2 protein-coding genes are annotated in these 26,502 nt (G+C 74.8%); both read left to right on the top strand.

Annotation, left to right across the window (positions count from 1 at the left end; all coding sequences use genetic code 11):
* The first annotated feature begins 7 nt into the window (after nt 1–7).
* Nucleotides 8–15,169: a type I polyketide synthase gene (locus ACIG36_RS06470; protein ID WP_399922910.1), complete on the top strand. Its 15,162-nt coding sequence runs from the start codon at nt 8–10 to the stop codon at nt 15,167–15,169.
* A gap of 38 nt (nt 15,170–15,207) precedes the next feature.
* Complete coding sequence (locus ACIG36_RS06465) at nt 15,208–26,481, top strand: type I polyketide synthase (RefSeq protein ID WP_399922907.1); 11,274 nt, start codon at nt 15,208–15,210, stop codon at nt 26,479–26,481.
* Nucleotides 26,482–26,502 lie beyond the last annotated feature (21 nt).

The following is a 26,502-nucleotide window of genomic DNA, read 5'->3' as shown; positions in this document are numbered from 1 at the left end:
TGAGGCATTGAGGAACAGAATTCAGATGACCACTGACGCGAACAAGCTCCGGGACTACCTCAAGCGTGCCACTGTCGATCTGCGCCATGCGCGCCAGCGCCTGCGCGAGGTGGAGAGCAGGAACTACGAGCCCATCGCCGTCGTCGGCATGAGCTGCCGCTTCCCCGGCGGGGTGACCTCCCCCGAGGAGCTGTGGAACCTGCTCACGGAGGGCCGGGACGCGATCTCCGCGTTCCCCACCGACCGCGGCTGGGACCTCGAGGCGCTCTACGACCCCGACCCCGAGACCCCCGGCACCACCTACGCCCGGGAGGGCGGATTCCTGCACGACGCGGGAGACTTCGACGCCGGGTTCTTCGGCATCGGCCCGCGCGAGGCCCTGGCCATGGACCCCCAGCAGCGGCTGCTGCTGGAGACCTCGTGGGAAGCGGTCGAGCGCGCCGGGATCGACCCGGCGTCGCTGCGCGGCAGCCGCACCGGCGTGTTCGCGGGCGTGATGTACCACGACTACGTCTCCCGGCTCCCCGGGATACCCGAGGGCATCGAGGGATACGTCAGCACCGGCAATTCCGGCAGCGTCGTCTCCGGCCGCATCGCCTACACCCTGGGCCTGGAGGGCCCGGCGGTCACCATCGACACCGCCTGCTCGTCCTCCCTCGTCGCGCTGCACCTGGCGGTGCAGGCGCTGCGGCAGGGCGAGTGCGAGCTGGCGCTGGCCGGCGGCGTCACCGTGATGGCCGGGCCGACGACGTTCGTCGAGTTCAGCCGCCAGCGCGGCCTGTCGCCCGACGGCCGCTGCCGGGCGTTCTCCTCCTCGGCGGACGGCACCGGCTGGTCCGAGGGCGTGGGCGTGCTCCTCGTCGAGCGGCTGTCGGACGCCCGCCGGAACGGTCACCAGGTGCTGGCGGTCGTCCGCGGCTCCGCCGTCAACCAGGACGGCGCCTCCAACGGCCTCACCGCTCCCAACGGGCCGTCGCAGCAGCGCGTCATCCACCAGGCCCTGGCCAACGCCCGGCTGTCGCCGTCCGACATCGACGCCGTCGAGGCGCACGGCACCGGCACCAACCTCGGCGACCCGATCGAGGCCGACGCGCTGCTGGCCACCTACGGGCAGGACCGCCCCGCCGACCGCCCGCTGCGGCTCGGCTCCATCAAGTCGAACATCGGCCACACCCAGGCCGCCGCCGGTGTCGCCGGCGTCATCAAAATGGTCCAGGCGCTGCGCCACGGCGTGCTGCCCCGCACGCTCCACGTCGACGAGCCGACGCCCCATGTCGACTGGTCGGCCGGGGCGGTGTCCCTGCTGACGGAGCCGGCCGACTGGCCCGGGACCGGGCAGCCCCGGCGCGCGGGCGTGTCCGCCTTCGGCGTCAGCGGCACCAACGCGCACGTCCTCCTCGAGGAGGCCGTGGCGGAGGAGGCCGCAGTGGCGGAGGAGGCCGTCGGGCAGCCGACGGAGGGGCACAACGCCGGTGGCGAGACCGCCGCCACCGCGCCCGCCACCGGAACCGCCCTCCCCCTCGTCCCCTGGGTCCTGTCCGGCAAGGACGAGGCCGCCCTCACCGCCCAGGCCGCGCGCCTGAGCGCCCACCTCGCCGCACACCCGGAGCCCGGCGCCGCCGACATCGCCCTCTCGCTCGCCACCTCCCGCACCGCCTTCGAACACCGCGCCGTGCTCCTGGCCGCCGACCGGCCCGCCCTCGAGACGGCCCTGGCCTCGCTCGCCGCCGGCGAGCCCGACCCGGCCGGCCTCGTGCGCGGCACCGCGGAGCACGCCCGCCAGGTCGCCTTCGTCTTCCCCGGCCAGGGCTCCCAGTGGCCCGGCATGGCCCTCGAACTCCTCGACGCCTCGCCCGCCTTCCGCGACCGCATGCGCGAGTGCGCGCGGGCCCTCGCACCGCACGTCGACTGGTCGCTGGAGGACGTCCTGCGCGGCGCCCCCGGCGCCCCCGGCCTCGACCGGGTCGACGTCGTCCAGCCCGTGCTGTTCGCCGTGATGGTCTCCCTGGCCGAGCTGTGGCGCTCCTACGGCGTGCGGCCGGCCGCCGTCGTAGGCCACTCCCAGGGCGAGATCGCGGCCGCCTGCGTGGTGGGCGCCCTCTCGCTCGAGGACGCGGCGAAGGTCGTCGCGCTGCGCAGCCAGGCCCTGACCGCGCTGTCCGGCCGCGGCGGCATGATGTCCGTCGCCCTGCCGCTCGACCGGCTCGCCCCGCGCATGGAGCCCTGGGGCGAGCGGCTGTCCGTGGCCGCCGTCAACAGCCCGTCCTCCATCGTCCTGTCCGGCGACCCCGACGCCCTCGTCGAGCTGCGCGACGCCCTCGCCGCCGACGACATCCGGGCCCGCATCGTCGCCGTCGACTACGCCTCCCACTCCGCCCAGGTCGAGTCGGTCCGCGAGCGGGTGCTCGACGCCCTCGCCGGCATCGCCCCGCGCTCGTCCGACGTGCCGTTCTACTCCACCGTCACCGGACGGCTCCTCGACACCGCCGGGCTCGACGCCGACTACTGGTACCGCAGCCTGCGGCAGACCGTGGAGTTCGACCAGGCCACCCGCTCCCTCGTCGCCGACGGCCACAGCGCCCTCATCGAGGTCAGCGCCCATCCCGTGCTCACGATCGGCATGCAGGAGACCCTCGAGGACATGGGCAGCGCCGCCGTCGCCCTCGGCACCCTGCGCCGCGACGAGGGCGGCCTCGACCGCGCGCTGCGCGCCGCCGCCGAGGCCCACGCCCACGGCGTCGCCCTCGACTGGCGGGCCGTGTTCGACGGCACCGCCGCCCGTACCGTCGACCTGCCCACCTACGCCTTCCAGCACCGCCGTTACTGGCTGGACGCCCCCCACTCCACCGGCGACGCCACCGGCCTCGGCCTGGGCCCGGCCGATCACCCCCTGCTGGGCGCCGTCGTCACCCTCGCCGACTCCGACGGCCTGCTGCTCACCGGCCGGCTGTCCGCCCACACCCACCCCTGGCTCGCCGACCACGTCGTGATGGGCACCGTCCTGCTGCCCGGCTCGGCCTTCGTCGAGCTCGCCGTGCGCGCCGGTGACCACGTCGGCTGCGACCGGCTGGACGACCTCACCCTCCAGGCCCCCCTCCTCTTCCCCGAACACGGCGGCGGCGTGGTCGTACAGGTCTCCGTCGGCCGGCCCGACGACGCGGGCCGCCGCACCTTCGGCATCTACTCCCGGCCCGACGACGCCACAGCCGACGACAGCTGGACCTGCCACGGCACCGGTGCGCTGAGCAGCACGGGCAGCACGGGCAGCTCGGGCACCGAGAGTGGCGCGAGCGGCGCACCGGCGACGCCCGGCCCCGAGGAGCTCACCGCCTGGCCGCCCGCCGACGCGGCCACTACCGCCGTCGACCTCGACGGCTTCTACGACCGGCTCGCCGAACGGTCCTTCGGCTACGGGCCCGCCTTCCAGGGCCTGCGGGCCGCCTGGCGGCGCGGCGACGAGGTCTTCGCCGAGGTCGCCCTGCCGGCCGATGCCCAGGCCGACGCCGGCCGCTTCGGCCTCCACCCGGCGCTGCTGGACGCGGCGCTGCACGCCGTCGGGTTCGGCCCGCTGGAGAGCATGGGCGGCGGCCGCCTCGCCTTCGCCTGGGAGGACGTGCGCCTGCACGCCACCGGCGCCTCCCAGCTGCGCGTCCGCATCCGCCCGGCCGGCACCGATGCCGTGTCCGTCACCCTCGCCGACGGCACGGGCCGTCCGGTGGCCTCCGTGGGCACCCTGAGCTTCCGCGCCGTGGGCGAGGAACAGCTGCGCGCGACGGGCACCGGCCACCACGACGCGCTCTACCGCGTCGACTGGACGCCCCTGCCCGTCACCGCGGGGGCCACCGCCGGTGCCTCTGCTGAACGGTGGGCGGTCATCGGCGAGACCGTCCCGGACGCACTGCGCGCGCTCAAGCCCGCCCACCACCCCGCCCTGTCGGCACTGCCCGACGCACCCGCCCCCGACGTGGTCCTGGCCGCCGTGCCGGCCGCCGACGGCAGCAACCCCGAAGCCGTACGGGCGACCGCCCGCGACACCCTCGCCCTCGTCCAGGCCTGGCTCGCCGACGAACGGTTCGCCGGCTCGCGGCTGGTACTGCTCACCCAGGGCGCCGTTGCCGCCCGCGACGGGGACACCGTCGCCGGGCTCGCCCACGCGCCCGTGTGGGGCCTGGTCCGCTCGGCACAGTCCGAGAACGCCGGCCGGCTCGTCCTGGCCGACCTCGACGGCCATCCCGGCTCGTACGCCCTGCTGCCCGCCGCCCTCGCCACCGGCGAACCCCAGTTCGCGGTGCGCGGCGGCGAGATGTCCGTACCCCGGCTCGCCCGCGTCCCCGCCGACGACGCGGCCCAGGACACCGCGCCCGCCCTCGACCCGGCCGGCACCGCGCTGATCACCGGCGGCACCGGCGCCCTCGGCCGGCTCGTCGCCGAACACCTCGTCACCGCACACGGCATCCGCCACATCGTGCTCACCAGCCGCCGCGGACCCGACACCGAAGGCGCCGCCGCACTGCGCGACCACCTGGCCGGGCTCGGCGCCGAGACCGTCACCATCGCCGCCTGCGACGCCGCCGACCGCGAGGCCCTGGCGGAGCTGCTGGCGGGCATCCCCGCGGAGCGGCCGCTCACCGCCGTCCTCCACGCGGCGGCCGTCGTCGCCGGAGGCCTCGTCGACTCCCTCACCCCCGGCGAACTCGACCACGTCCTGCGCCCCAAGACCGACGCCGCGCTCAACCTCCACGAGCTGACGCGCGACATGGACCACCTCGCCGCGTTCGTCCTCTTCTCCTCCTTCGCCGGCACCCTCGGCGGCGCCGGACAGGGCGCCTACGCGGCGGGCAACGCCTACCTCGACGCGCTCGCCGCGCACCGCAAGGCACACGGCCTGCCCGCCTCCTCACTGGCATGGGGCGTCTGGGCCGAACGAGGCGAGCAGACCCGCCTCGAGACCGGCGACCTGCAGCGCATGACCCGTGCCGGGCTCGTGCCGCTGACCGCCGACGAGGGCCTGCGCCTCCTCGACCTCGCGCACACCCTCGACGAGGCCGTGCTCGCGCCCGTACGCCTGGACCTGGCGGCCATGCGCCGGCAGGCGGCGACGGCGGGCACCGTGCCCGCCCTCCTCAGGGGCCTCGTCAGGACGCCGCTGCGACGCGCCGCCGACGCACAGGAGAGCGCCGGGACACCGGCGGAGGCCCGCCGCCTGGCCGCGCTGCCCCCGGCCGAACGCCGCGACGCCCTCCTCAAGCTCGTCCGCACCCAGGTCGCCGCCGTGCTCGGCCACGCCGAACCGTCGGCCGTCGATCCCCAACGCGCCTTCCGCGAACTGGGCTTCGACTCACTGGCGGCCATGGAGCTGCGCAACCGCCTCGGCACGGCCGTGGGCCTGCGACTCCCCGCGACCGTCGTCTTCGACCACCCCACCCCCGCCGCCCTGGCCGGCCACCTGGCCGACCAGGTCACGGGCGGCACCCTGGTCACGCAGGTCGCGGAGGTCACGGCCGAAGAGGCCGGGCGAGCGGGCGCAGGCATTGCGGGAACCGACGAGCCCATTGCGATCGTCGGCATGAGCTGCCGCTTCCCCGGCGACGTCCGCAGCCCCGAGGGACTGTGGGACCTGGTGGCCTCCGGCGGCGACGCCATCACCGGCTTCCCCGAGGGCCGCGGCTGGGACCTCGACGCCCTCTACGACGCCGACCCCGACACCCCGGGCAGCGTCTACACCCGCGAAGGCGGATTCCTGCACGACGCGGGCGACTTCGACCCCGCCTTCTTCGGCATCTCCCCGCGCGAGGCCCTGGCCATGGACCCGCAGCAGCGGCTGCTGCTCGAGGTCACCTGGGAGACCTTCGAACGGGCGGGCATCGACCCGGCCGCCCTGCGCGGCTCCCGGACCGGCGTGTTCGCAGGCACCAACGGCCAGGACTACGCCGTGGGCCTGGCCCAGCACCCCGCCGAGGGCATGGAAGGCCACCTGCTCACGGCGAACTCCGCCTCGGTCGTCTCGGGCCGGGTGGCGTACACGTTCGGGCTGGAGGGCCCGGCGGTGACGGTGGACACGGCGTGCTCGTCGTCGCTGGTCGCCCTGCACCTGGCGGTGCAGGCCCTGCGGCAGGGCGAGTGCACGATGGCCCTCGCCGGCGGCGTGACCGTCATGTCCACCCCGGGCGCCCTCATCGGCTTCAGCCGGCAGCGCGGCCTGTCCCAGGACGGCCGCTGCCGCGCCTTCTCGGCGACGGCGGACGGCACGGGTCTGGCCGAGGGCGTGGGCATGCTGCTCGTCGAGCGGCTGTCGGACGCGCGCCGCAACGGACACAAGGTGCTGGCGGTGGTGCGGGGTTCGGCCGTCAACCAGGACGGCGCGTCGAACGGCCTGACGGCTCCGAACGGTCCCGCGCAGCAGCGGGTCATCCGGCAGGCGCTGGCATCGGCCGGGTTGTCGGCCGGTGACGTGGACGTGGTCGAGGCGCACGGCACGGGCACGACGCTCGGCGACCCGATCGAGGCCCAGGCGCTGCTCGCCACGTACGGGCAGGGACGCTCGGAGGACCGGCCGCTGTGGCTGGGGACGGTCAAGTCGAACATCGGGCACACGCAGGCGGCAGCCGGCGTGGCCGGTGTCATCAAGATGGTGCAGGCCATGCGGCACGGCGTGCTGCCCAAGACGCTGCACGCGGACGAGCCGTCGCCGCACGTCGACTGGTCCGAGGGCGGAGTGCGCCTGCTGACCGAGCCGGTCGAGTGGGCTGCGGACGACGCCCCGCGCCGTGCCGGAGTCTCCTCGTTCGGCGTGAGCGGGACGAACGCCCACGTCGTGCTGGAGCAGGTGCCCGACACCGACACCGACATTGTCGAGGTGGGAGACGGGGACGGTGATGGTGCGGCCGCCGGCGTGGTTCCGTGGGTGATGTCCGGCAAGGACGCCGGGGCACTGCGGGGGCAGGCCGAGAAGCTGCTGTCGTTCGTGCGGGGCAATGCGGAGGTCAGCGCGACCGACGTGGCGTTCTCGCTGGCCACGACGCGGGGTGCGCTGCCGTACCGCGGGTTCGTGGTGGGCGCCGACCGTGAGGAGCTGGTGCGGGGCCTGGAGGCCCTGGTCCGGGGTGAGGCCGGCGGCGTCAGCGCTGCGGACGGCCGGACGGCGCTCCTGTTCTCGGGGCAGGGGAGCCAGCGGTTGGGGATGGGGCGGGAGTTGCATGTCGCGTTCCCTGTGTTTGCTGAGGCGTTTGATGCGGTGTGCGCGGAGCTGGATTCCCATCTCGAGCAGTCTTTGAGAGACGTGGTGTTCGGTGAGGATGCCGGGCTGTTGGATCGGACCGGGTTCACTCAGCCTGCGTTGTTCGCCGTTGAGGTGGCGCTCTACCGGCTCGTCGAGTCGTGGGGTGTGCGGGCTGATTTCCTGGCCGGGCATTCGATCGGTGAGCTGGCTGCGGCCCATGTGGCGGGTGTGATGTCGCTGGCCGATGCGGCGGCGCTGGTGGCCGCTCGGGGTCGGCTGATGCAGGCGCTGCCCGCGGGCGGTGTGATGGTCGCCGTACAGGCCTCGGAGGATGAGGTCCTTCCGCTGCTGGCCGGTCACGAGGACCGGGTCGGTGTCGCGGCGGTCAACGGTCCGTCGTCCGTCGTTCTGTCGGGCGAGGAAGAGGCCGTCACGGAGATCGCGGGGCGGCTCGCCGCGCAGGGTCGTAAGACGAAGGCCCTGTCGGTCTCGCACGCGTTCCACTCGCCGCTGATGGAGCCCATGCTGGCGGACTTCCGGGCGGTGGCGGAGGGTGTTGCCTTCTCCGCTCCTGCCATACCGATCGTCTCGACGCTCACCGGCCGTCCGGTCTCGTCGGACGAGCTGTGCGACCCGGAGTACTGGGTGCGCCACGTCCGTCAGCCGGTCCGCTTCGCGGACGCCGTCGGCACGTTGGCCGCCGAAGGCGTGACCTCCTTCCTCGAGATCGGCCCCGGTGGGGTCCTGACCGCCATGGCCCAGGACACCCTCGACACCGAGCGGACCACCGCCGTCCCCGCCCTGCGCACCGACCGTGCCGAGGACACGGCTGTCGTCACCGCCCTCGCCCAGCTCCACGCCCACGGAACGACCGTCGACTGGACCGCGTTCTTCGCCGGCCGAGCGCCCCGGGCCGTCGACCTGCCCACCTACTCCTTCCAGCACCAGTCCTACTGGCTCCTCCCGTCGCCCGCAGCCCCCGGCAGCAGCACGGCCACGGCCACCATGGACCCCTCCGAGGCGGGCTTCTGGGAATCCGTGGAGCGCCAGGACCTGGCCTCCCTGACCGAGGAACTGGCCGTCGACGAAGGAGCGCCGCTCAGCTCCGTGCTGCCGGCGCTGTCCGACTGGCGTCGCCGGCAGCGCAGCCAGTCCGTCGTCGACAGCTGGCGCTACCGCGTGACGTGGAAGCCGCTGGCCGCCGCCTCCCTCCAGGACACGGCCCGCCCCACCGGCACCTGGCTGCTCGTCACGCCGGCCGCCGCCGACCACGACGCCTCCGAGGCATCCGTCGCGGTCGAGCGTGCCCTCGTCGCCCACGGCGCCGAGGTCACCCGGCTGACCGTACGAGCCGACGACGACCGCTCCGCCCTGGCCGACCGCATCCGCGCGGCAGCGCCGGGCGGCGGCGTCCTGTCGCTGCTCGGTCTCGCCGAGGACCCGCACCCCCGGCATGCGGCCCTGCCGCTGGGCCTTGCCCTGACCACCGTGCTCGTCCAGGCCCTGGGCGACGCGGAGGTGGACGTCCCGCTGTGGTGTGCCACGCGCGGGGCCGTGGGGGTCGGGCGTTCGGAGGGCTCGCGGAGCCCGTACCAGGGCATGGTCTGGGGCCTGGGCCGGGCGGTGGCGCTGGAGTACGCGCAGCGCTGGGGCGGCCTCGTCGACCTCCCCGAGGTCCTGGACGAGCGCTCGGCACGCCGCCTCGCCGCCGTCCTGGCCGGTGGGGCGGCAGACGAGGACCAGCTCGCCGTCCGCTCGTCCGGCGTGTTCGTCCGCCGACTGGCCCGCGCCCCCTTCGGTGCGGCGGCCGCGGACCGGAGGCCCCGGCCGCGCGGCACCGTTCTCATCACCGGTGGCACGGGCGCCCTGGGCGCCCAGGTGGCCCGTCACCTCGCGCGCGGCGGCGCCGAGCACATCGTGCTCACCAGCCGCCGCGGCCTCGAGGCGCCGGGCGCCGCCGAACTGGCCGCCGGGATCGAGGAGCTCGGCGCCCGGGTGACCGTCGTGGCCTGCGACGTGGCCGACCGGGAAGCCGTGGCCGCTCTGCTCGGCACGCTGGAGGAGGACGAGCAGCCGCTGACGGCAGTGGTGCACGCGGCCGGTATGCCGCAGTTCTCGCCACTGGACGGAACGAGCCTCGCCGACCTCGCCGAGGTGGTGTCGGCGAAGGTCGCGGGCGCGGCACACCTCGACGAACTGCTGGGCGACCGGCAGCTGGACGCCTTCGTCCTCTTCTCCTCCGTCGCCGGTATCTGGGGCAGCGGCAACCAGGCCGCATACTCCGCCGCCAACGCCTACCTGGACGGCCTCGCCGAGCACCGGCGCGCCCGGGGGCTGACGGCCACGGCCGTGGCCTGGGGGCCGTGGGCCGACGGGGGAATGGCCGGGGACGAGGAGGCACAGGCCCATCTGCGCCGCCGCGGCCTGCCCGCCATGTCCCCGGAGACCGCGACGGCCGCCCTCCAGCGGGCGCTGGACCACGACGAGACCGCCGTCGTGGTGGCCGACGTCCTGTGGGAGCGCTTCGCCCCCGCCTTCACCATCGCCCGTCCCAGCCCGCTCTTCGGCGACCTTCCCGAGGTGCGGCAGGCCCTGGCCGCCGCGACCCCCGCGGACGCGACGGCCGTCGCCGGCCCCGGCGGGAAGCTGGCCGGCCTCCCGCGCGCCGAGCGCGATCGCGCGGTGCTGGAGCTGGTCCGTACCGAGGTCGCCAAGGCGCTCGGCCACGCGGGCCCCGGGGCGGTGGAGCCGGAACGGGCGTTCAAGGACCTGGGCTTCGACTCGCTCACCGGCGTCGAACTGCGCAACCAGCTGAACGCGGCCACCGGGCTGCGCCTGCCGACGACCCTGGTCTTCGACCACCCCAACGCCGCCGACCTGGCCGCCCACCTGTCGGCCGAACTGTCCGGTGTGCAGGACATGGACGACGCCGCGGCAGCCCCAGCAGACGTCACCGCCGCCTCCGCCGCCTCCGACGACGATCCCATCGCGATCGTCGCGATGAGCTGCCGCTTCCCCGGCGGCGTGCGGTCACCGGAAGAGCTGTGGCAGCTGCTGGCCGACGGCGTGGACGCCGTGTCGGAGTTCCCTGCCGACCGTGGCTGGGACCTGGCGGGCCTGTACGACCCGGACCCCGAGCGGGCCGGCACCACGTACGTCAACGAGGGCGGATTCCTGCACGACGCGGGGCACTTCGACCCGAAGTTCTTCGGCATCTCGCCCCGCGAGGCCCTGGCCATGGACCCGCAGCAGCGGCTGCTGCTCGAGACCGCCTGGGAGGCCCTGGAGCGGGCCCGCCTCGCCCCGGCGGCCGTCAAGGGCTCGCGGACGGGCGTGTTCATCGGCTCCGGCTACCAGGGCTACGGCGCTGGTCTCGGCGAACTGCCCGAAGGCGTCGAGGGCCACCTGCTCACCGGCAGCTCCACCAGCGTCATGTCCGGCCGCATCGCCTACTCGCTCGGCCTCGAGGGCCCGGCGGTGACGGTCGACACGGCATGCTCGTCGTCGCTGGTGGCACTGCACCTGGCGGCGCAGGCGCTGCGGCAGGGCGAGTGCTCGATGGCGCTCGTCGGCGGTGCCACGGTGATGGCCAGCCCCAACGCCTTCATCGAGTTCAGCCGTCAGCGCGGGCTGGCGGCCGACGGCCGCTGCAAGCCGTTCGCGGCCGCCGCGGACGGCACCGGCTGGGGCGAGGGCGTGGGCATGCTGCTCGTGGAGCGGCTGTCGGACGCGCGGCGCAACGGTCACCCCGTGCTGGCGGTGGTGAAGGGCAGCGCGGTCAACCAGGACGGCGCGTCCAACGGCCTGACCGCCCCCAACGGCCCCGCTCAGCAGCGCGTCATCCGTCAGGCCCTCGCCAACGCCGGCCTGGCCGCCACCGACATCGACGCGGTCGAGGCCCACGGCACCGGTACCGCGCTGGGCGACCCGATCGAAGCCCAGGCGCTGCTGGCCACTTACGGGCGGGAACGCACGGAGGACCGCCCGCTCTGGCTCGGCTCGATGAAGTCCAACATCGGCCACACGCAGGCGGCCTCCGGTGTCGCCAGTGTGATCAAGACCGTGCTGGCGCTGCGCCACGGGCTGCTGCCGAAGACCCTGCACGTGGACGAGCCGACGCCGCACGTCGACTGGTCGGAGGGCGGCGTACGGCTACTGACCGAGCCCGTCGAGTGGGCGCGCAACGGCCACCCGCGCCGGGCGGCGGTCTCGTCCTTCGGCGTGAGCGGCACCAACGCCCACACCATCATCGAGGAGGCACCGGCCGAGGAGCCCGCGGCGGCGGAGCCGGCGACGGCGGCCTCTCCGGCGGGCGACGAGGACGGGGAGCGGTACGCCGCCTGGGTCGTGTCCGCCAAGGACGAGACCGCCCTGCGCGAGCAGGCACGCAACCTGCTGCCGTACGTGAGGGACCGGCGCCCGCAGGACGTCGCCCTCTCCCTCGCCGTCAGCCGTACAGGTATGGAACACCGGGCCGCGATTGTCGGCCGCGACAGCGCCGAACTCGTGGCGGGGCTGTCCGCTTTGGGCCGTGGCGAGCTGTCGACGGCCGAGGTCGTGCGAGGGATCGCCGGTTCGTCGGCGGCCCGGACGGCGTTCCTGTTCTCGGGGCAGGGGAGTCAGCGGTTGGGGATGGGGCGGGAGTTGTATGCCGCGTTCCCGGTGTTCGCCGAGGCGTTCGATGCGGTGTGTGCGCATGTGGATGTGGAGCTCGAGCGGCCGTTGCGGGATGTGCTGTTCGGTGAGGATGCCGGGCTGTTGGATCGGACCGGGTTCACTCAGCCTGCGCTCTTCGCTGTTGAGGTGGCGTTGTTCCGGCTGCTCGAGTCGTGGGGTGTGCGGCCGGAGTTCCTGGCCGGGCATTCGATCGGTGAGCTGGCTGCCGCGCATGTGGCGGGGGTGTTGTCCCTGGCTGATGCGGCGGTCTTGGTGGCTGCTCGTGGTCGTTTGATGCAGGCGTTGCCGGTGGGTGGGTTGATGCTGGCGGTGGAGGCTTCGGAGGAGGAGGTGTTGCCGCTGCTGGTGGGTCGTGAGGAGTCCGTCGGTGTTGCCGCGGTGAACGGTCCTTCTGCTGTGGTGCTCTCGGGTGTCGAGGAGGCGGTGATCGAGGTCGGTGGCCTGCTGGCTGCTGAGGGCCGTCGGACGAAGCGGTTGGCGGTCTCGCACGCTTTCCATTCGCCGTTGATGGATCCGATGCTGGCGGCGTTCCGCAAGGTCGCCGAGAGCATCACCTACTCCTCGCCGTCGACGCCGGTCGTTTCCACTCTCACCGGCCGTCTGGCTTCTGCCGAGGACCTGTGCGACCCGGAGTACTGGGTACGGCACGTGCGTCAGTCGGTGCGATTCGCCGACGCGATCCGCACGCTGGCGGACGACGGCGTTTCCGTCTTCGTCGAGATCGGGCCCGGCGGCGTACTGACCGCCATGACCCAGGGCACCCTCGACGACGAGCGGATCGCCGCCGTCCCCGCCCTGCGCGCCGACCGTCCCGAGCAGCAGGCGCTGACGACCGCCCTGGCCCGGCTCCACGTCCTGGGCGTCTCCCCTGACTGGCACGCCGTGCTCACCGGCACCGGCGCCCGGCTCGTCGACCTGCCCACCTACCCCTTCCAGCGGAACCGCTACTGGCTGGAGAACGCCCCCGCCAAGGCGGCGAAGGCCGCTCCGGCGGCCGCGCCGGGCGTCGACGCCGTGGAGGCGGAGTTCTGGGAGAGCGTGGAGAACGGGCAGCACGGGGCGCTCGCGGAGCGCCTCGGTGTGACGGCCGGGGCCACCGCCGACTCCGTCTTCGCCGCGCTGTCCACCTGGCGGCGCGAGAGCCGCACCCAGTCCACGCTGGACAGCTGGCGCTACCGGACCGTCTGGAAGCCGCTGACCGACCAGGCTGCCGGCGCCCCGCTGTCGGGCACTTGGCTCCTCGTGACACCGGACGTGCCGAACGCACCGGAAGCATCGGACGCACCGAACGCGCCGGCCGACGGTATCGCCGAGAGGCTTGCCCGTACCCTGCGCGACCGCGGTGCCGACGTCCTTCCGCCCGTGGCCGTCACCGACCCGGGCAGCGACCGCGAGGCGCTGGCGAAGCTGCTGCGCGACGCGGTGCCGGACGGTACGTCCGTGGCCGGAGTGCTCTCCCTGCTGGCCCTCGCCGAAGGGGCGCACCCCGAGCACGGCGGGCTGCCCACGGGCCTGACCGCGACCATGGCCCTGGTGCAGGCGCTGGGAGACCTCGAGGTGGACGCCCCCCTGTGGTGCGTCACCCGTGGTGCCGTGTCGACCGGCCGTGCCCACCCCGTCGAGGACCCGCTGCAGGGACTCGTCTGGGGCATGGGCCGGGCGGCCGCCCTGGAGATCCCGCAGCGCTGGGGCGGACTGATCGACCTGCCCGAGGTGCTCGACGAGCGGGCGTCGGGCCGCGTGGCCGACGTCCTCGGCGGCACCGGCACCGAGGACCAGCTCGCGGTGCGTGGCTCGGGTGTGCTCGTACGGCGGCTGGCGCGCGCCGCCCGGGGCGGAGCGACCGTCGAGGGCAGCGAATGGCGGCCGCGCGGCACCGTCCTGATCACCGGCGGCACCGGCTCGCTCGGTGGTCACGCCGCCCGGTGGCTGGCCCGTAACGGCGCCGAACACCTCGTCCTGACCAGCCGGCGCGGCGAGTCCGCCGCCGGGGCGGCGGAGCTGCGCGCCGAGCTCGAGGGACTGGGGGCGAAGGTCACCGTCGCCGCGTGCGACGTGACCGACCGGAGCGCGCTCGAGGGTCTGCTCGCCTCGCTCGAGGCCGACGGCTCCCGGCTCACCGCCGTCGTGCACGCGGCGGGACTCCCGCAGTTCGCGACCATCATGGACACAAGCCTGGCGGAGCTGTCCGCCGTGGTGTCGGCCAAGGTCGCGGGCGCGGTGCACCTGGACGAGCTGCTGGGCGACCGGCAGCTGGACGCCTTCGTCCTCTTCTCGTCCGTGTCCGGCGTGTGGGGCAGCGGCAGCCAGGCGGCGTACTCGGCCGCCAACGCCTTCCTCGACGCCCTCGCGCAGCGGCGCCGGGCCCGGGGCCTGGCCGCGACCGCCGTCGCCTGGGGCCCGTGGGCCGAGGGCGGCATGGCGGCCGACGGCGGGGCCGAGGAGCACCTGCGCCGCCGCGGCCTCCCCTCGCTCCGGCCGGAACTGGCCGTCGCCGCGCTGCAGAACGCGATGGACCGCGAGGACACGGCCGTGGTGGTGGCGGACGTCGACTGGTCGCGGTTCGCGCCCTCGTTCACGATCGGCCGCCCGAGCCCGCTGCTCGGCGACCTGCCCGAGGTGGCCGCGGCGCTCGCCGCCTCGGGAACCGGCAGCAACGAGGCGCTGGACGACGGCGCGGGCGTCGCGGAGCTGACGCGGCGGCTGGCCGGGCTCACGCGGGAGGAGCGGCGGGACGTGCTGCTGGACGTCGTGCAGACGGAGGCCGCGGCCGTGCTCGGCTATGCCGGGGCCGGCGCGATCGAGCCCGACAGGGCGTTCCGGGAGCTCGGGTTCGACTCGCTCACGGCGGTCGAACTGCGCAACAGGCTCGGCACGGTCACGGGCCTGAAGCTCCCGATGACCATGGTCTTCGACCACCCCACGCCCCTCGCGCTCACCGACCACCTGCTGACCGGACTCGTGCCGGACGGCGCGTCGGACGGCGAGCCCGCCGACGGCCACGCCGCCCCCGGTGCCGGTGCCGGTGCCGGTTCCGGTGAGGACGAGGCGCGGTTGCGGCACGCGCTCGCCTCCGTCCCGCTGGCACGCATCAGGGAGGCCGGCCTGCTGGACGCCCTGCTGCGGCTGGCGAAGCCCGGTGACGCCCGGGGCGGCGACGCCACGGACGGCGGGGCGGGGACACCGTCCATCGAGACGATGGACGTCGACAACCTCATCGAACTGGCGCTGGGCGACAGCGAATTCGACGGCACATCCGACAGCGAATTCTGAACGATTCCTCAACGGCCTGAGTTAGTACGGAGCACACGATGACCACGTCGAACGAGAAGATCGTTCAGGCACTGCGGGCCTCCCTCCAGGAGACCGAACGGCTGCGCCGGCAGAACCGGAAGCTGGTGGCGGACGCCCGGGAACCCATCGCTATCGTCGCGATGAGCTGCCGCTTCCCCGGCGGCGTCACCTCGCCCGAGGAGCTGTGGAAGCTGGTCGAGGAGGGCGGCGACGCCGTCTCCGGCTTCCCCGCCGACCGGGGCTGGGACCTGGACGCCCTCTACGACCCCGACCCCGACAACGCGGGCACCTGCTACGTCCGCGAGGGCGGATTCCTCGACGACGTCGGCGAATTCGACGCCGCCTTCTTCGGCATATCGCCGCGCGAGGCCCTGATGATGGACCCGCAGCAGCGGCTGCTCCTGGAGACCGCCTGGGAGGCCTTCGAACGGGCCGGCATCGACCCCGCCTCCGTACGCGGCAGCCGCACCGGCGTCTTCGCCGGGACCAACGGCCAGGACTACGCCCGCCTGTCCACCTCCCCGGAGGACTTCGACGGCTACCTGGGCACGGGCAACGCCGCCGCGGTCGTCTCCGGCCGCCTGGCCTACACGTTCGGGCTCGAGGGCCCGGCCGTGACGGTGGACACGGCGTGCTCGTCGTCGCTGGTGGCCCTGCACCTGGCCGCGCAGTCGCTGCGCAAGGGGGAGTGCTCGCTCGCTCTCGTCAGCGGCGTGACAGTGATGTCCACGCCGGGCGCGTTCATGGAGTTCAGCCGGCAGCGCGGCCTGGCCGCCGACGGCCGCTGCAAGCCGTTCGCGGCCGCAGCCGACGGCACCGGCTGGGCGGAAGGCGTGGGGATGCTGCTCGTCGAGCGGCTGTCGGACGCCGAGCGCAACGGACACCGCGTGCTGGCGGTCCTGCGCGGCAGCGCCGTCAACCAGGACGGCGCGTCCAACGGCCTGACCGCCCCGAGCGGCCCCGCCCAGCAGCGCGTGATCCGTCAGGCGCTGGCCGACGCAGGCCTGGACGCCTCGGACGTCGACGCCGTCGAGGCGCACGGCACGGGCACCGCGCTCGGCGACCCCATCGAGGCCCAGGCGCTGCTCGCGACGTACGGGCAGGGGCGGCCGGAGGACCGTCCGCTGCTGCTCGGGGCGCTGAAGTCCAATATCGGCCACACGCAGGCCGCCGCCGGCGTGGCGGGCGTCATCAAGACGGTACTGGCCATGCGGCACGGTGTGCTGCCCAAGACGCTGCACGTGGACGAGCCGACCCCGCACGTCGACTGGTCGGCGGGCGCCGTGCGGCTGCTGACCGAGTCCGTCCCGTGGCCGGACGCGGAACCGGGCCGGGTGCGGCGAGCGGGCGTGTCGTCGTTCGGCGTCAGCGGCACCAACGCCCACGTCATCCTCGAGCAGGCCCCGGAACCGGCCGGCGTGACGGCCGGCGAAGGCATAACGGCCGGCGGACGGGCGCTGCCGTGGGTGATCTCCGCCAAGGACTCGGCCGCACTGCGCGAGCAGGCACAGCGGCTGCTGACCTACGCACAGGAACACCCGGACGTCACTCCCGGCGACATCGGCCACTCCCTGCTCACCACACGCGCCGCCCTGCCCCACCGTGCCGCCGTGGTCGGCAGCGACCGCGACGAGCTGCTGAGCGGGCTCGCCGCTGTGGCCCGCGACGAGACGGCCGCCAACGCCGTGCGGGGAGTCGCCGCACGGAAGAGCAAGGTCGCGTTCCTGTTCTCGGGGCAGGGGAGTCAGCGGTTGGGGATGGGGCGGGAGTTGTATGCCGCGTTCCCGGTGTTCGCCGAGGCGTTCGACGCGGTGTGCGCGCACCTCGACACCGAACTCGAGCGGCCGTTGCGGGATGTGGTGTTCGGTGAGGACGCCGATCTGCTGAACCGGACCGAGTTCACTCAGCCCGCGTTGTTCGCGGTCGAGGTGGCGCTCTACCGGCTTGTCGAGTCGTGGGGTGTGCGGGCGGACTTCCTGGCCGGGCACTCGATCGGTGAGCTGGCCGCGGCGCATGTGGCGGGTGTGCTGTCGCTGGCCGATGCCGCCGCTCTCGTAGCGGCCCGCGGCCGGCTGATGCAAGCGCTGCCCGTCGGTGGCGTGATGGTCGCCGTCCAGGCCTCGGAGGACGAAGTCCTTCCCCTGCTGGCCGGTCACGAGGACCGGGCCGGTATCGCCGCGATCAACGGACCCTCGTCCGTCGTGCTCTCGGGCGAGGAGGACGCGGTCTCGGAGATCGCTGCCCGTCTCACCGAGCAGGGGCGAAGGACCAAGGCCCTCAGCGTCTCGCACGCCTTCCACTCGCCGCTGATGGACCCGATGCTGGCCGGGTTCCGCAAGGTCGCCGAAGGCGTGACCTTAGCGGCCCCCACCCTTCCGATCGTCTCCGCGCTGACCGGAAAGCCGGTGTCGGCCGAGGAGTTGACCGACCCCGAGTACTGGGTGCGTCACATCCGTCAGCCCGTCCGCTTCGCGGACGCCGTGACGGCCCTGGCCGCCGAGGGCATCACCGCCTTCCTCGAGATCGGGCCGGGCGGGGTTCTCACCGCCCTCGCCCGGGACGTCCTCGGTGACGAGACCGAGCGCACTGTCGTGGCCGTCCCGGCCCTGCGCACCGACCGCCCCGAGGAGCCGTCCCTCACCACGGCCCTCGCCCAGCTGCACGTCCACGGCACGACCGTCGACTGGACGACCCGGCTCTTCGCCGGTCACGACGGCCGGCAGCTCGACCTGCCGACGTACGCCTTCCAGCGCCGCCGCTACTGGCTGGAGTCCGCCGCGTTCGGCCCCGGCCGCACAGCCGTCGCCGACGAGGCCACGGACCCCGCCGAGGCGGGCTTCTGGGAAGCCGTCGAGAGCGAGGACCTGGCGGCCTTCGCCGACCGGATCGACGTCGAGGGCGACGCCCCCCTGAGTTCGGTGCTGCCCGCCCTCTCCTCCTGGCGACGCAGGAACCGCGAGCAGACGACCGTCGACAGCCGGCGCTACCGCGTCACCTGGAAGCCCGCCACCGAGCTCAAGTCCCCGGCCCTGTCCGGCACCTGGCTCGTCGTGCTGCCCGCTGCCTACGCCAACAACGCCTGGGCTTCCGCCACCGTCCAGGCACTGCGCGACCACGGAGCCGACGTGCACCCGGTCGTCGTCGAAACCGGAGCCGGGGCAGAAGCCGGCGACGACCGCGCCGCGCTCGCCGCGCGGCTGCGGACGGAGGCCGCCGGGCTCCCGGCAGCGGGCGTCCTGTCGCTGCTCGCCCTCGCCGAGCAGCCGCACCCCGCCCACCCGGCCATGAGCGAAGGCCTGGCCGCGACCGTGGCCCTCGTCCAGGCGCTGGGCGACGCGGAAATCGACGCCCCGCTGTGGTGCCTCACCCGTGGTGCCGTCTCCACCGGCTCCTCCGACCCGCTGCGCAGCGCGGTCCAGGCGCAGGTGGCGGCGCTGGGCCGGACCGTCGCCCTGGAGCATCCGGCACGCTGGGGCGGTTCCGTCGACCTCCCCGACGCACTCGACCACCGTGCCGCCCGCCGCCTGGCGGCCGTCCTCGCCGGCCACGCCGACGGTGGCACGGAGGACCAGTTGGCGGTGCGCGGTTCGGGTGTGTTCGTGCGCCGCCTGGCGCGGGCGCCGCAGGGGGCCGTCACGGCGAAGGCGGCGTGGCAGCCGCACGGGACCGTGCTGATCACCGGTGGTACCGGCGCGCTCGGCGGCCACGTGGCCCGCTGGCTGGCCGGGGCGGGGGCCGAGCACCTGCTGCTGGCCGGCCGTCGCGGTGCCGCGGCCGAGGGCGCGGACGCGCTGCGGGCCGAACTGGAAGAGCTCGGCGCTCGGGTGACGATCGCCGCGTGCGACGTGGCCGACCGGGACGCGGTGGCCGGACTGCTCGCCGGGATACCGCGGGAGTTTCCGCTGACCGCCGTGTTCCACGCGGCCGGTGTGGGCACGCCCGCGATGCTCGACGAGACGACGCCCGAGCGGTTCGCGGACGTCCTGGCGGCGAAGGCCGCCGGCGCCGTCCACCTCGACGAACTCCTGGACGAACACCCGGGCGGCCGCGAGCTGGACGCCTTCGTCCTCTTCTCCTCCATCTCCGGCGTCTGGGGCGCCGGCGGCCAGGCGGCCTACGCCGTCGCGAACGCCGCGCTCGACGCCCTGGCCGAACGCCGCAGGGCGCGCGGCCTGGCCGGGACGGCGGTGGCCTGGGGGCCCTGGGCCGACGGCGGCATGGTCGAGGACGGCGACGCCGAGGACCGGCTGCGCAAGCGCGGCCTGCCCGCGCTCGCGCCCCGCGCGGCGATCGCCGCGCTGCGCGGAGTCCTCGACCGCGACGAGACGACCGTCACCGTCGCCGACGTGGCCTGGGACCGCTTCGCGCCGTCGTTCACCCTGATGCGGCCCAGCCCCCTCCTGGGCGACCTGCCGGAGGTGAGGGCCGCGCTGGCTGTTGCCGCAGGCGACGCCGGCACGGACGACTCCTCGGTTCCCGAGTTCGCGCGGCGCGTGGCGGCGATGACCGGGACCGAGCGGCGCCGGGCGCTGCTCGACCTCGTACGGACCGAGGCCGCGGCCGTCCTCGGCCACACCGGCACCGAGGCCGTCGCCTCCGACCGGGCGTTCCGGGAACTCGGCTTCGACTCGCTGACCGCCGTCGAACTGCGCAACCGGCTGACCAGCGCCACCGGCGTCCGGCTGCCCGCCACCCTCGTCTTCGACCACCCGTCACCCGCCGTCCTCGCCGCCCACCTGGGGACCGAACTCGGCACGCACACCGTCGTCCCGGCGACGACGCAGGGCCCGGCCGGGCACGTGGGCGTCGCCTCCGACGACGAGCCGATCGCCATCGTCGCGATGAGCTGCCGCTACCCGGGCGACGTCCGCACGCCCGAGGACCTGTGGCGGCTGGTGGCCGAGGGCAGGGACGCGGTCGGCGGCTTCCCGGACGACCGCGGCTGGGACATCGACTCCCTCTACGACCCCGACCCCGACCGCCCCGGCTCCACCTACGCCAAGGACGGCGGCTTCCTCTACGACGTCGCCGACTTCGACCCGCTGTTCTTCGGCATCTCGCCCCGCGAGGCCCTGGCCATGGACCCGCAGCAGCGGCTGCTGCTGGAGATCGCCTGGGAGGCGTTCGAGCGGGCGGGCCTCGACCCCACGTCCGTGCGCGGCAGCCGGACCGGCGTGTTCATCGGCTCCGGCTACCAGGACTACGCGGCACGACTGCTGAGCGTTCCGCAGGACCTCGAGGGCTACATCGGCACCGGAAGCTCCGGCAGCGTCGTATCGGGCCGCATCGCCTACTCGTTCGGGCTCGAGGGCCCGACACTGACCGTGGACACGGCCTGCTCGTCGTCGCTGGTCGCCCTGCACCTCGCGGCGCAGGCCCTGCGGCGTGGCGAGTGCTCGATGGCGCTCGCCGGCGGTGTGACCGTCATGTCCAGCCCCAACGCCTTCATCGAGTTCAGCCGCCAGCGCGGGCTGGCCGCCGACGGCCGCTGCAAGCCGTTCGCGGCCGCCGCCGACGGCACCGGCTGGGGCGAGGGCGCCGGCATGCTGCTCGTCGAGCGGCTGTCGGACGCGCGCCGCAACGGGCACAAGGTGCTCGCGGTCCTGCGGGCCAGCGCCGTCAACCAGGACGGTGCGTCGAACGGTCTGACGGCACCGAACGGTCCCGCGCAGCAGCGCGTGATCCGGCAGGCGCTGGCATCGGCCGGGCTGTCGGCCGCCGACGTGGACGTCGTCGAGGCGCACGGCACCGGTACGACCCTGGGCGACCCGATCGAGGCGCAGGCGGTGCTGGCGACGTACGGTCAGGAGCGGCCGGAGGGCCGGCCGCTCTGGTTGGGGTCGCTGAAGTCCAACATCGGGCACACACAGGCCGCGGCGGGTGTCGGCGGCATCATCAAGATGGTGCAGGCCATGCGGCACGGCGTACTGCCCAAGACCCTGCACGTGGACGAGCCGACCCCGCACGTGGACTGGTCGGCGGGCGCCGTGGAGCTGCTGACGGAGCCGGTGGAGTGGACGGCGGACGGCGCCCCGCGCCGGGCCGGTGTCTCGTCCTTCGGCGTGAGCGGCACCAACGCCCACGTCATCATCGAGCAGGCACCCGAAACGACGGACGAGCCCGCACGCCCCTCCGCGGCCACCGCCCCCGCCGCCCCGGCACGGATCGTGCCCTGGGTGCTCTCCGGAAGCGGCGCCGAGGCCCTGCGTGAGCAGGCCGAACGGCTGCTGGCCCACCTGACGGCACGGCCGGAGCTCGGACTCGCCGAGGTCGGACTGTCGCTGGCCACCACGCGCGCGGCGCTCGAGCACCGCGCGGCGGTGGTCGCCACCGAGCGGGCGGAAGCGCTCGAGGGTCTGCGGGCCCTGGCGGCCGGTGAGACCACGAGCCCGGTGACCCGTGCCGTCGCCGCGGCCGACAGCAAGCTCGCGTTCCTCTTCTCGGGCCAGGGCAGCCAGCGGCTCGGCATGGGACGGGAGCTGTACAAGTCGTTCCCCGCGTTCGCCGACGCCTTCGACGAGGCGTGCGCGCACCTGGACGCGCATCTCGAGCGGCCGTTGCGGGACGTGGTGTTCGGTGACGACGCCGATGCGCTGGACCGGACCGCGATCACGCAGCCTGCGTTGTTCGCGGTCGAGGTGGCGTTGTTCCGGCTGGTGGAGTCGTGGGGTGTGCGGCCGGAGTTCCTGGCCGGGCACTCGATCGGTGAGCTGGCTGCGGCGCATGTGGCGGGTGTGATGTCGCTGCCGGATGCCGCCGCGCTCGTAGCGGCCCGGGGCCGGTTGATGCAGGCGCTGCCCGCGGGTGGCGTGATGGTGGCGGTCCAGGCCTCGGAGGACGAGGTCCTTCCGTTGCTGGCCGGTCACGAGGACCGGGCCGGTATCGCCGCGGTCAACGGGCCGACGTCCGTCGTGCTCTCGGGCGAGGCGGAGGCGGTATCGCAGATCGCTGCCCGCCTCGCCGAACAAGGGCGCAGGACCAAGGCCCTCAGCGTCTCCCACGCCTTCCACTCGCCGCTCATGGACCCGGTGCTCGACGACTTCCGCAAGGTCGCCGAGAGCGTCACCCTCACGGCTCCCGCCCTGACCGTCGTCTCCACGCTCACCGGAAAGCCGGTGTCGGCCGAGGAGCTGACCGACCCCGAGTACTGGGTGCGTCACGTCCGTCAGGCCGTCCGCTTCTCCGACGCCGTGACGGCCCTGGCAGCCGAAGGCGTCACCGCCTTCCTCGAGATCGGGCCCGGCGGGGTCCTCACCGCCCTCGCCCAGGACCTCGTCGGTGACGGGAGCAACATCACGACCGTCCCGGCGCTGCGCACCGACCGCCCCGAGGAGCTGTCCCTCACCACCGCCCTCGCCCGGCTCCACGTCCACGGCACGACCCCCGACTGGGCCGCCTTCTTCGCCGGGCGCGACGACGCCCGGGTCGTCGACCTGCCGACCTACGCCTTCCAGCGCCGCCGCTACTGGCTCGACACCGGGCCCGTGGCCGGTGACCTCACCGGTGCCGGGCTCCGGTCCGCCGAACACGCCCTGCTGGGCGCGGCCGTCGCGCTCGCCGACGGTGAGGGCGCGCTGCTGACCGGGCGGCTCTCGCTCAAGGACCGGCCGTGGCTGGCGGAGCACTCCGTCATGGGCACCGTCCTGCTGCCCGGCACCGCCCTCGTCGACCTCGCCCTGCGCGCGGCGGACGAGGCCGGCTGCGACCACCTGGAGGAGCTGACCCTGCGGGCACCGCTCGCGCTGCCCGCCAAGGACGGCCTCCAGCTGCAGGTCACCGTCGGCGGCCCCGACGACTCCGGCCGCCGCCCCCTCCACGTCCACTCACGGCCGGACGACGCCGACTCCGACACCCCCTGGACCTCGCACGCCACCGGCGTCCTGACCCCGGACGCCCCGGCGGCCACGGAAGCCGGCGACCTGTCGCAGTGGCCGCCGGCCGGCGCCACCGCTGTCCCCACCGACGGCTACTACGAGCGGCTGGCGGAGCTCGGTTTCGGCTACGGGCCGGTGTTCCAGGGGCTGCGTGGTCTGTGGCGTGGTGGTGAGGGTGAGGTGTTCGCCGAGGTGGCGCTGCCGGAGGGTACGGAGGTCGCCGGTTTCGGTGTGCATCCGGCTCTGCTGGACGCGGCGTTGCACGCTGTGGGTCTGGGTGGTCTGCTGCCCGACACCGGACAGGGCCGTATCCCCTTCTCCTGGACCGGCGTGAGCCTGCACGCCACCGGCGCGGCCGCCCTGCGCGTCCGGCTGACCCCGGCCGGCGGGGACGCGGTGTCCCTCCTGGCCGCCGACGGCACCGGCCGCCCCGTCGCGTCCGTCGAGTCCCTGGTCCTGCGCCCCGTGACGGCCGACCAGCTCGGCGCCGCCACCGCCGGCCGCATCGAGCACCAGGACTCGCTCTACCGCCTCGCCTGGCCCACCCTGCCCCTGCCCGAATCCGCCCCGCCGGTCGACGCACGGCTGCTCGGCCCCGCCGAGACGGCCCTCACCGACATCTTCCCGAGCCACCCCGACCTGGCGTCCCTGGCCACCGATGCCCCGGACACCGTCCTCGTACGGGCCGCCGTCCCGGGCGGCGGGACCGCCGAGGACGTCCGTACGGCCACCGGGTACGTCCTCGGGCTGCTGCGGGCGTGGCTGACGGAGGACCGGTTCGCCGGTGCGCGGCTGGTGCTGCTCACCCGCGGCGCCGTCGCCCCCGCGCCCGGCGGGACCGTCACCGACCCGGCGCAGGCCGCCGTCTGGGGGCTCGTACGGTCGGCGCAGTCCGAGAACCCGGACCGCTTCGTCCTGCTCGACCTCGACGACGACCCCGCCTCCGCCCGCGCCCTGCCCGCCGCCCTCGCCACCGGCGAACCCCAGCTGGCCCTGCGCCAGGGCGTCGCCCACGTCCCCAGGCTCACCCGCCGCACGGCCGCCGACGCCCTGCGGCCCGCCACCGGCGCCACCGGCTGGCGGCTGACGACCAGCGGCACCGGCACCCTGGACGACCTGGCGCTCACCGAGAACCCCGCCGCCACCGCGCCCCTGGGCGAGGGGCAGGTACGGATCGCCGTGCGCGCCGCCGGCGTCAACTTCCGGGACGCGCTCATCGCCCTGGGCATGTACCCCGGTGACGCGACGCTCGGCAGCGAGGCCGCCGGTGTCGTCACCGAGACCGGGCCCGGCGTCACCGGACTCGCGCCCGGCGACCGGGTGCTGGGCATGATCCCCGAATCCTTCGGCCCGCTGGCCGTCGCCGACCACCGCATGGTGGCCCGGATGCCCGAGGGCTGGACGTTCGCGCAGGCCGCGTCCGTCCCCATCGTGTTCCTCACCGCCTACTACGCCCTGGTCGACCTGGCCCGGCTGCGCCCCGGCCAGTCGCTGCTCGTGCACTCGGCGGCCGGCGGCGTCGGCATGGCCGCCACCCAGCTCGCCCGGCACCTCGGCGCCGAGGTCTACGGCACGGCGAGCCCCGGCAAGTGGGGCGCCCTGCGGGCGGACGGGTTCGACGAGGCGCACCTCGCCTCCTCGCGGACCCTGGAGTTCGAGCACGCCTTCCTGGCGGCCACCGGCGGCCGGGGCGTGGACGTCGTCCTCAACTCGCTCGCCGGCGAGTACGTCGACGCCTCGCTGCGCGTCCTGGCCGACGGCGGGCGCTTCCTGGAGATGGGCAAGACCGACGTCCGCGACGCCGAGGGGATCGCCGCCGGGCGCCCCGGCACCTCCTACCGGGCGTTCGACACCATCGAGGCCGGACCGGACCGCATCGGCGCCATGCTGCGCACCCTCGTGGAACTGTTCGAGAGCGGCGCACTGCGTCCGCTGCCCCTCACCTGCTGGGACGTGCGCCAGGCCCCCGAGGCGCTGCGCCACCTCAGCCAGGCCCGGCACACCGGCAAGCTCGTCCTGACCGTCCCCGCCCCCCTCGACACCCGGGGCACCGTGCTCGTCACGGGCGGCACCGGAGCCCTCGGCGGCACGGTCGCCCGCCACCTGGTGACCCGGCACGGCATGCGCCACCTGCTGCTCGCCGGCAGGCGCGGCCCGGCCGCCGAGGGCGCGGCCGCACTCCGCGACGAACTCCTCGCGCTCGGCGCCGAGACGGTGACCGTGGCGGCCTGCGACACGGCGGACCGCGACGCTGTCGCCGGGCTGCTGGCGGGCGTCCCCGCCGCGCATCCGCTGACCGCAGTCGTCCACGCGGCGGGCGTACTGGACGACGGGCTGGTCGCCTCGCTCACCCCCGAGCGGCTGGAGGCGGTGCTGCGCCCGAAGACGGACGCGGCGCTCCATCTGCACGAGCTCACGCGGGACGCGGACCTGTCGGCCTTCGTGCTGTTCTCCTCCGTCGCCGCCACCCTCGGCAGCGCCGGCCAGGGCAACTACGCCGCCGCCAACGCCTTCCTGGACGCCCTCGCCCAGCGGCGGCACGCGGCCGGACTGCCCGCCACCTCCATGGCCTGGGGCCCGTGGGCCGACGGCGGCATGGCCGCCGGCCTGGACGAGGCGGGACAGGACCGCATGGCCCGTTCCGGACTGGTCCCCTTCCACGCCGCCGAAGGCCTCGAGCTGTTCGACGCGGCGCGGTCCGGTGAGCACGCCGTGGCCGTACCGGTGCGCTTCGCCGCCCCGGCCGGGCGGGGCCCGGACGCTGCGGACGTCCCGGCGATCCTGCGCGCCCTGGTCCGTACGCCCGCGCGGCGCACGGCCGAGGCCGCAGGCCCGGTGGGCGCGGCAGGCGGTGCGGACGCGCTGCGGCGGCGCCTGGAGGGGCTGCCGGAGGCGGAGCGGAGCAGCGTCCTGCTGGATCTCGTCCGCACCCAGGTCGCGGCGGTCCTCGGCATCGGCGGCCCCCAGGACGTCGAGCGGAACCGCGAGTTCAAGGCGCTCGGCTTCGACTCGCTGACCTCCGTGGAGCTCCGCAACCGCCTCAACGCCGCCACCGGGCTCCGGCTGCCCGCCACCCTGGTGTTCGACTGCCCCACGCCCGTCGCCCTCGCCGAGCGGATCCGCGCCGACCTGGCACCCCAGCAGGCCGACCCCGCCCTCGCGGCGCTGTCGGTGTTCGGGGAACTCGACAGGCTGGACGCGGCCCTGGCCGCCGTCGGCTCCGACGACGAGCTCGTACGGTCCCGGATCCGCACCCGCCTGCAGAGCGCGCTCGCCAGGATCAGCGAGACGCCCGCGGCGACCGGGGCGGCGGGAACGGACGAGCGCCAGGAGGACGACGCGTCCGACGAGCGCCTGCAGACGGCCACCATCGACGACATCTTCGCGCTCATCGACCAGGAGCTCGACGGCTCCTGACCGGCCCGGCGGACAGCCCTG

It is taken from the genome of Streptomyces sp. NPDC053048 (genome assembly GCF_044547045.1).
In the GTDB taxonomy this organism is placed as follows: domain Bacteria; phylum Actinomycetota; class Actinomycetes; order Streptomycetales; family Streptomycetaceae; genus Streptomyces.
Note: the sequence above shows the minus strand (reverse complement) of the source record. Positions and strands in the feature narration are given on the sequence as shown.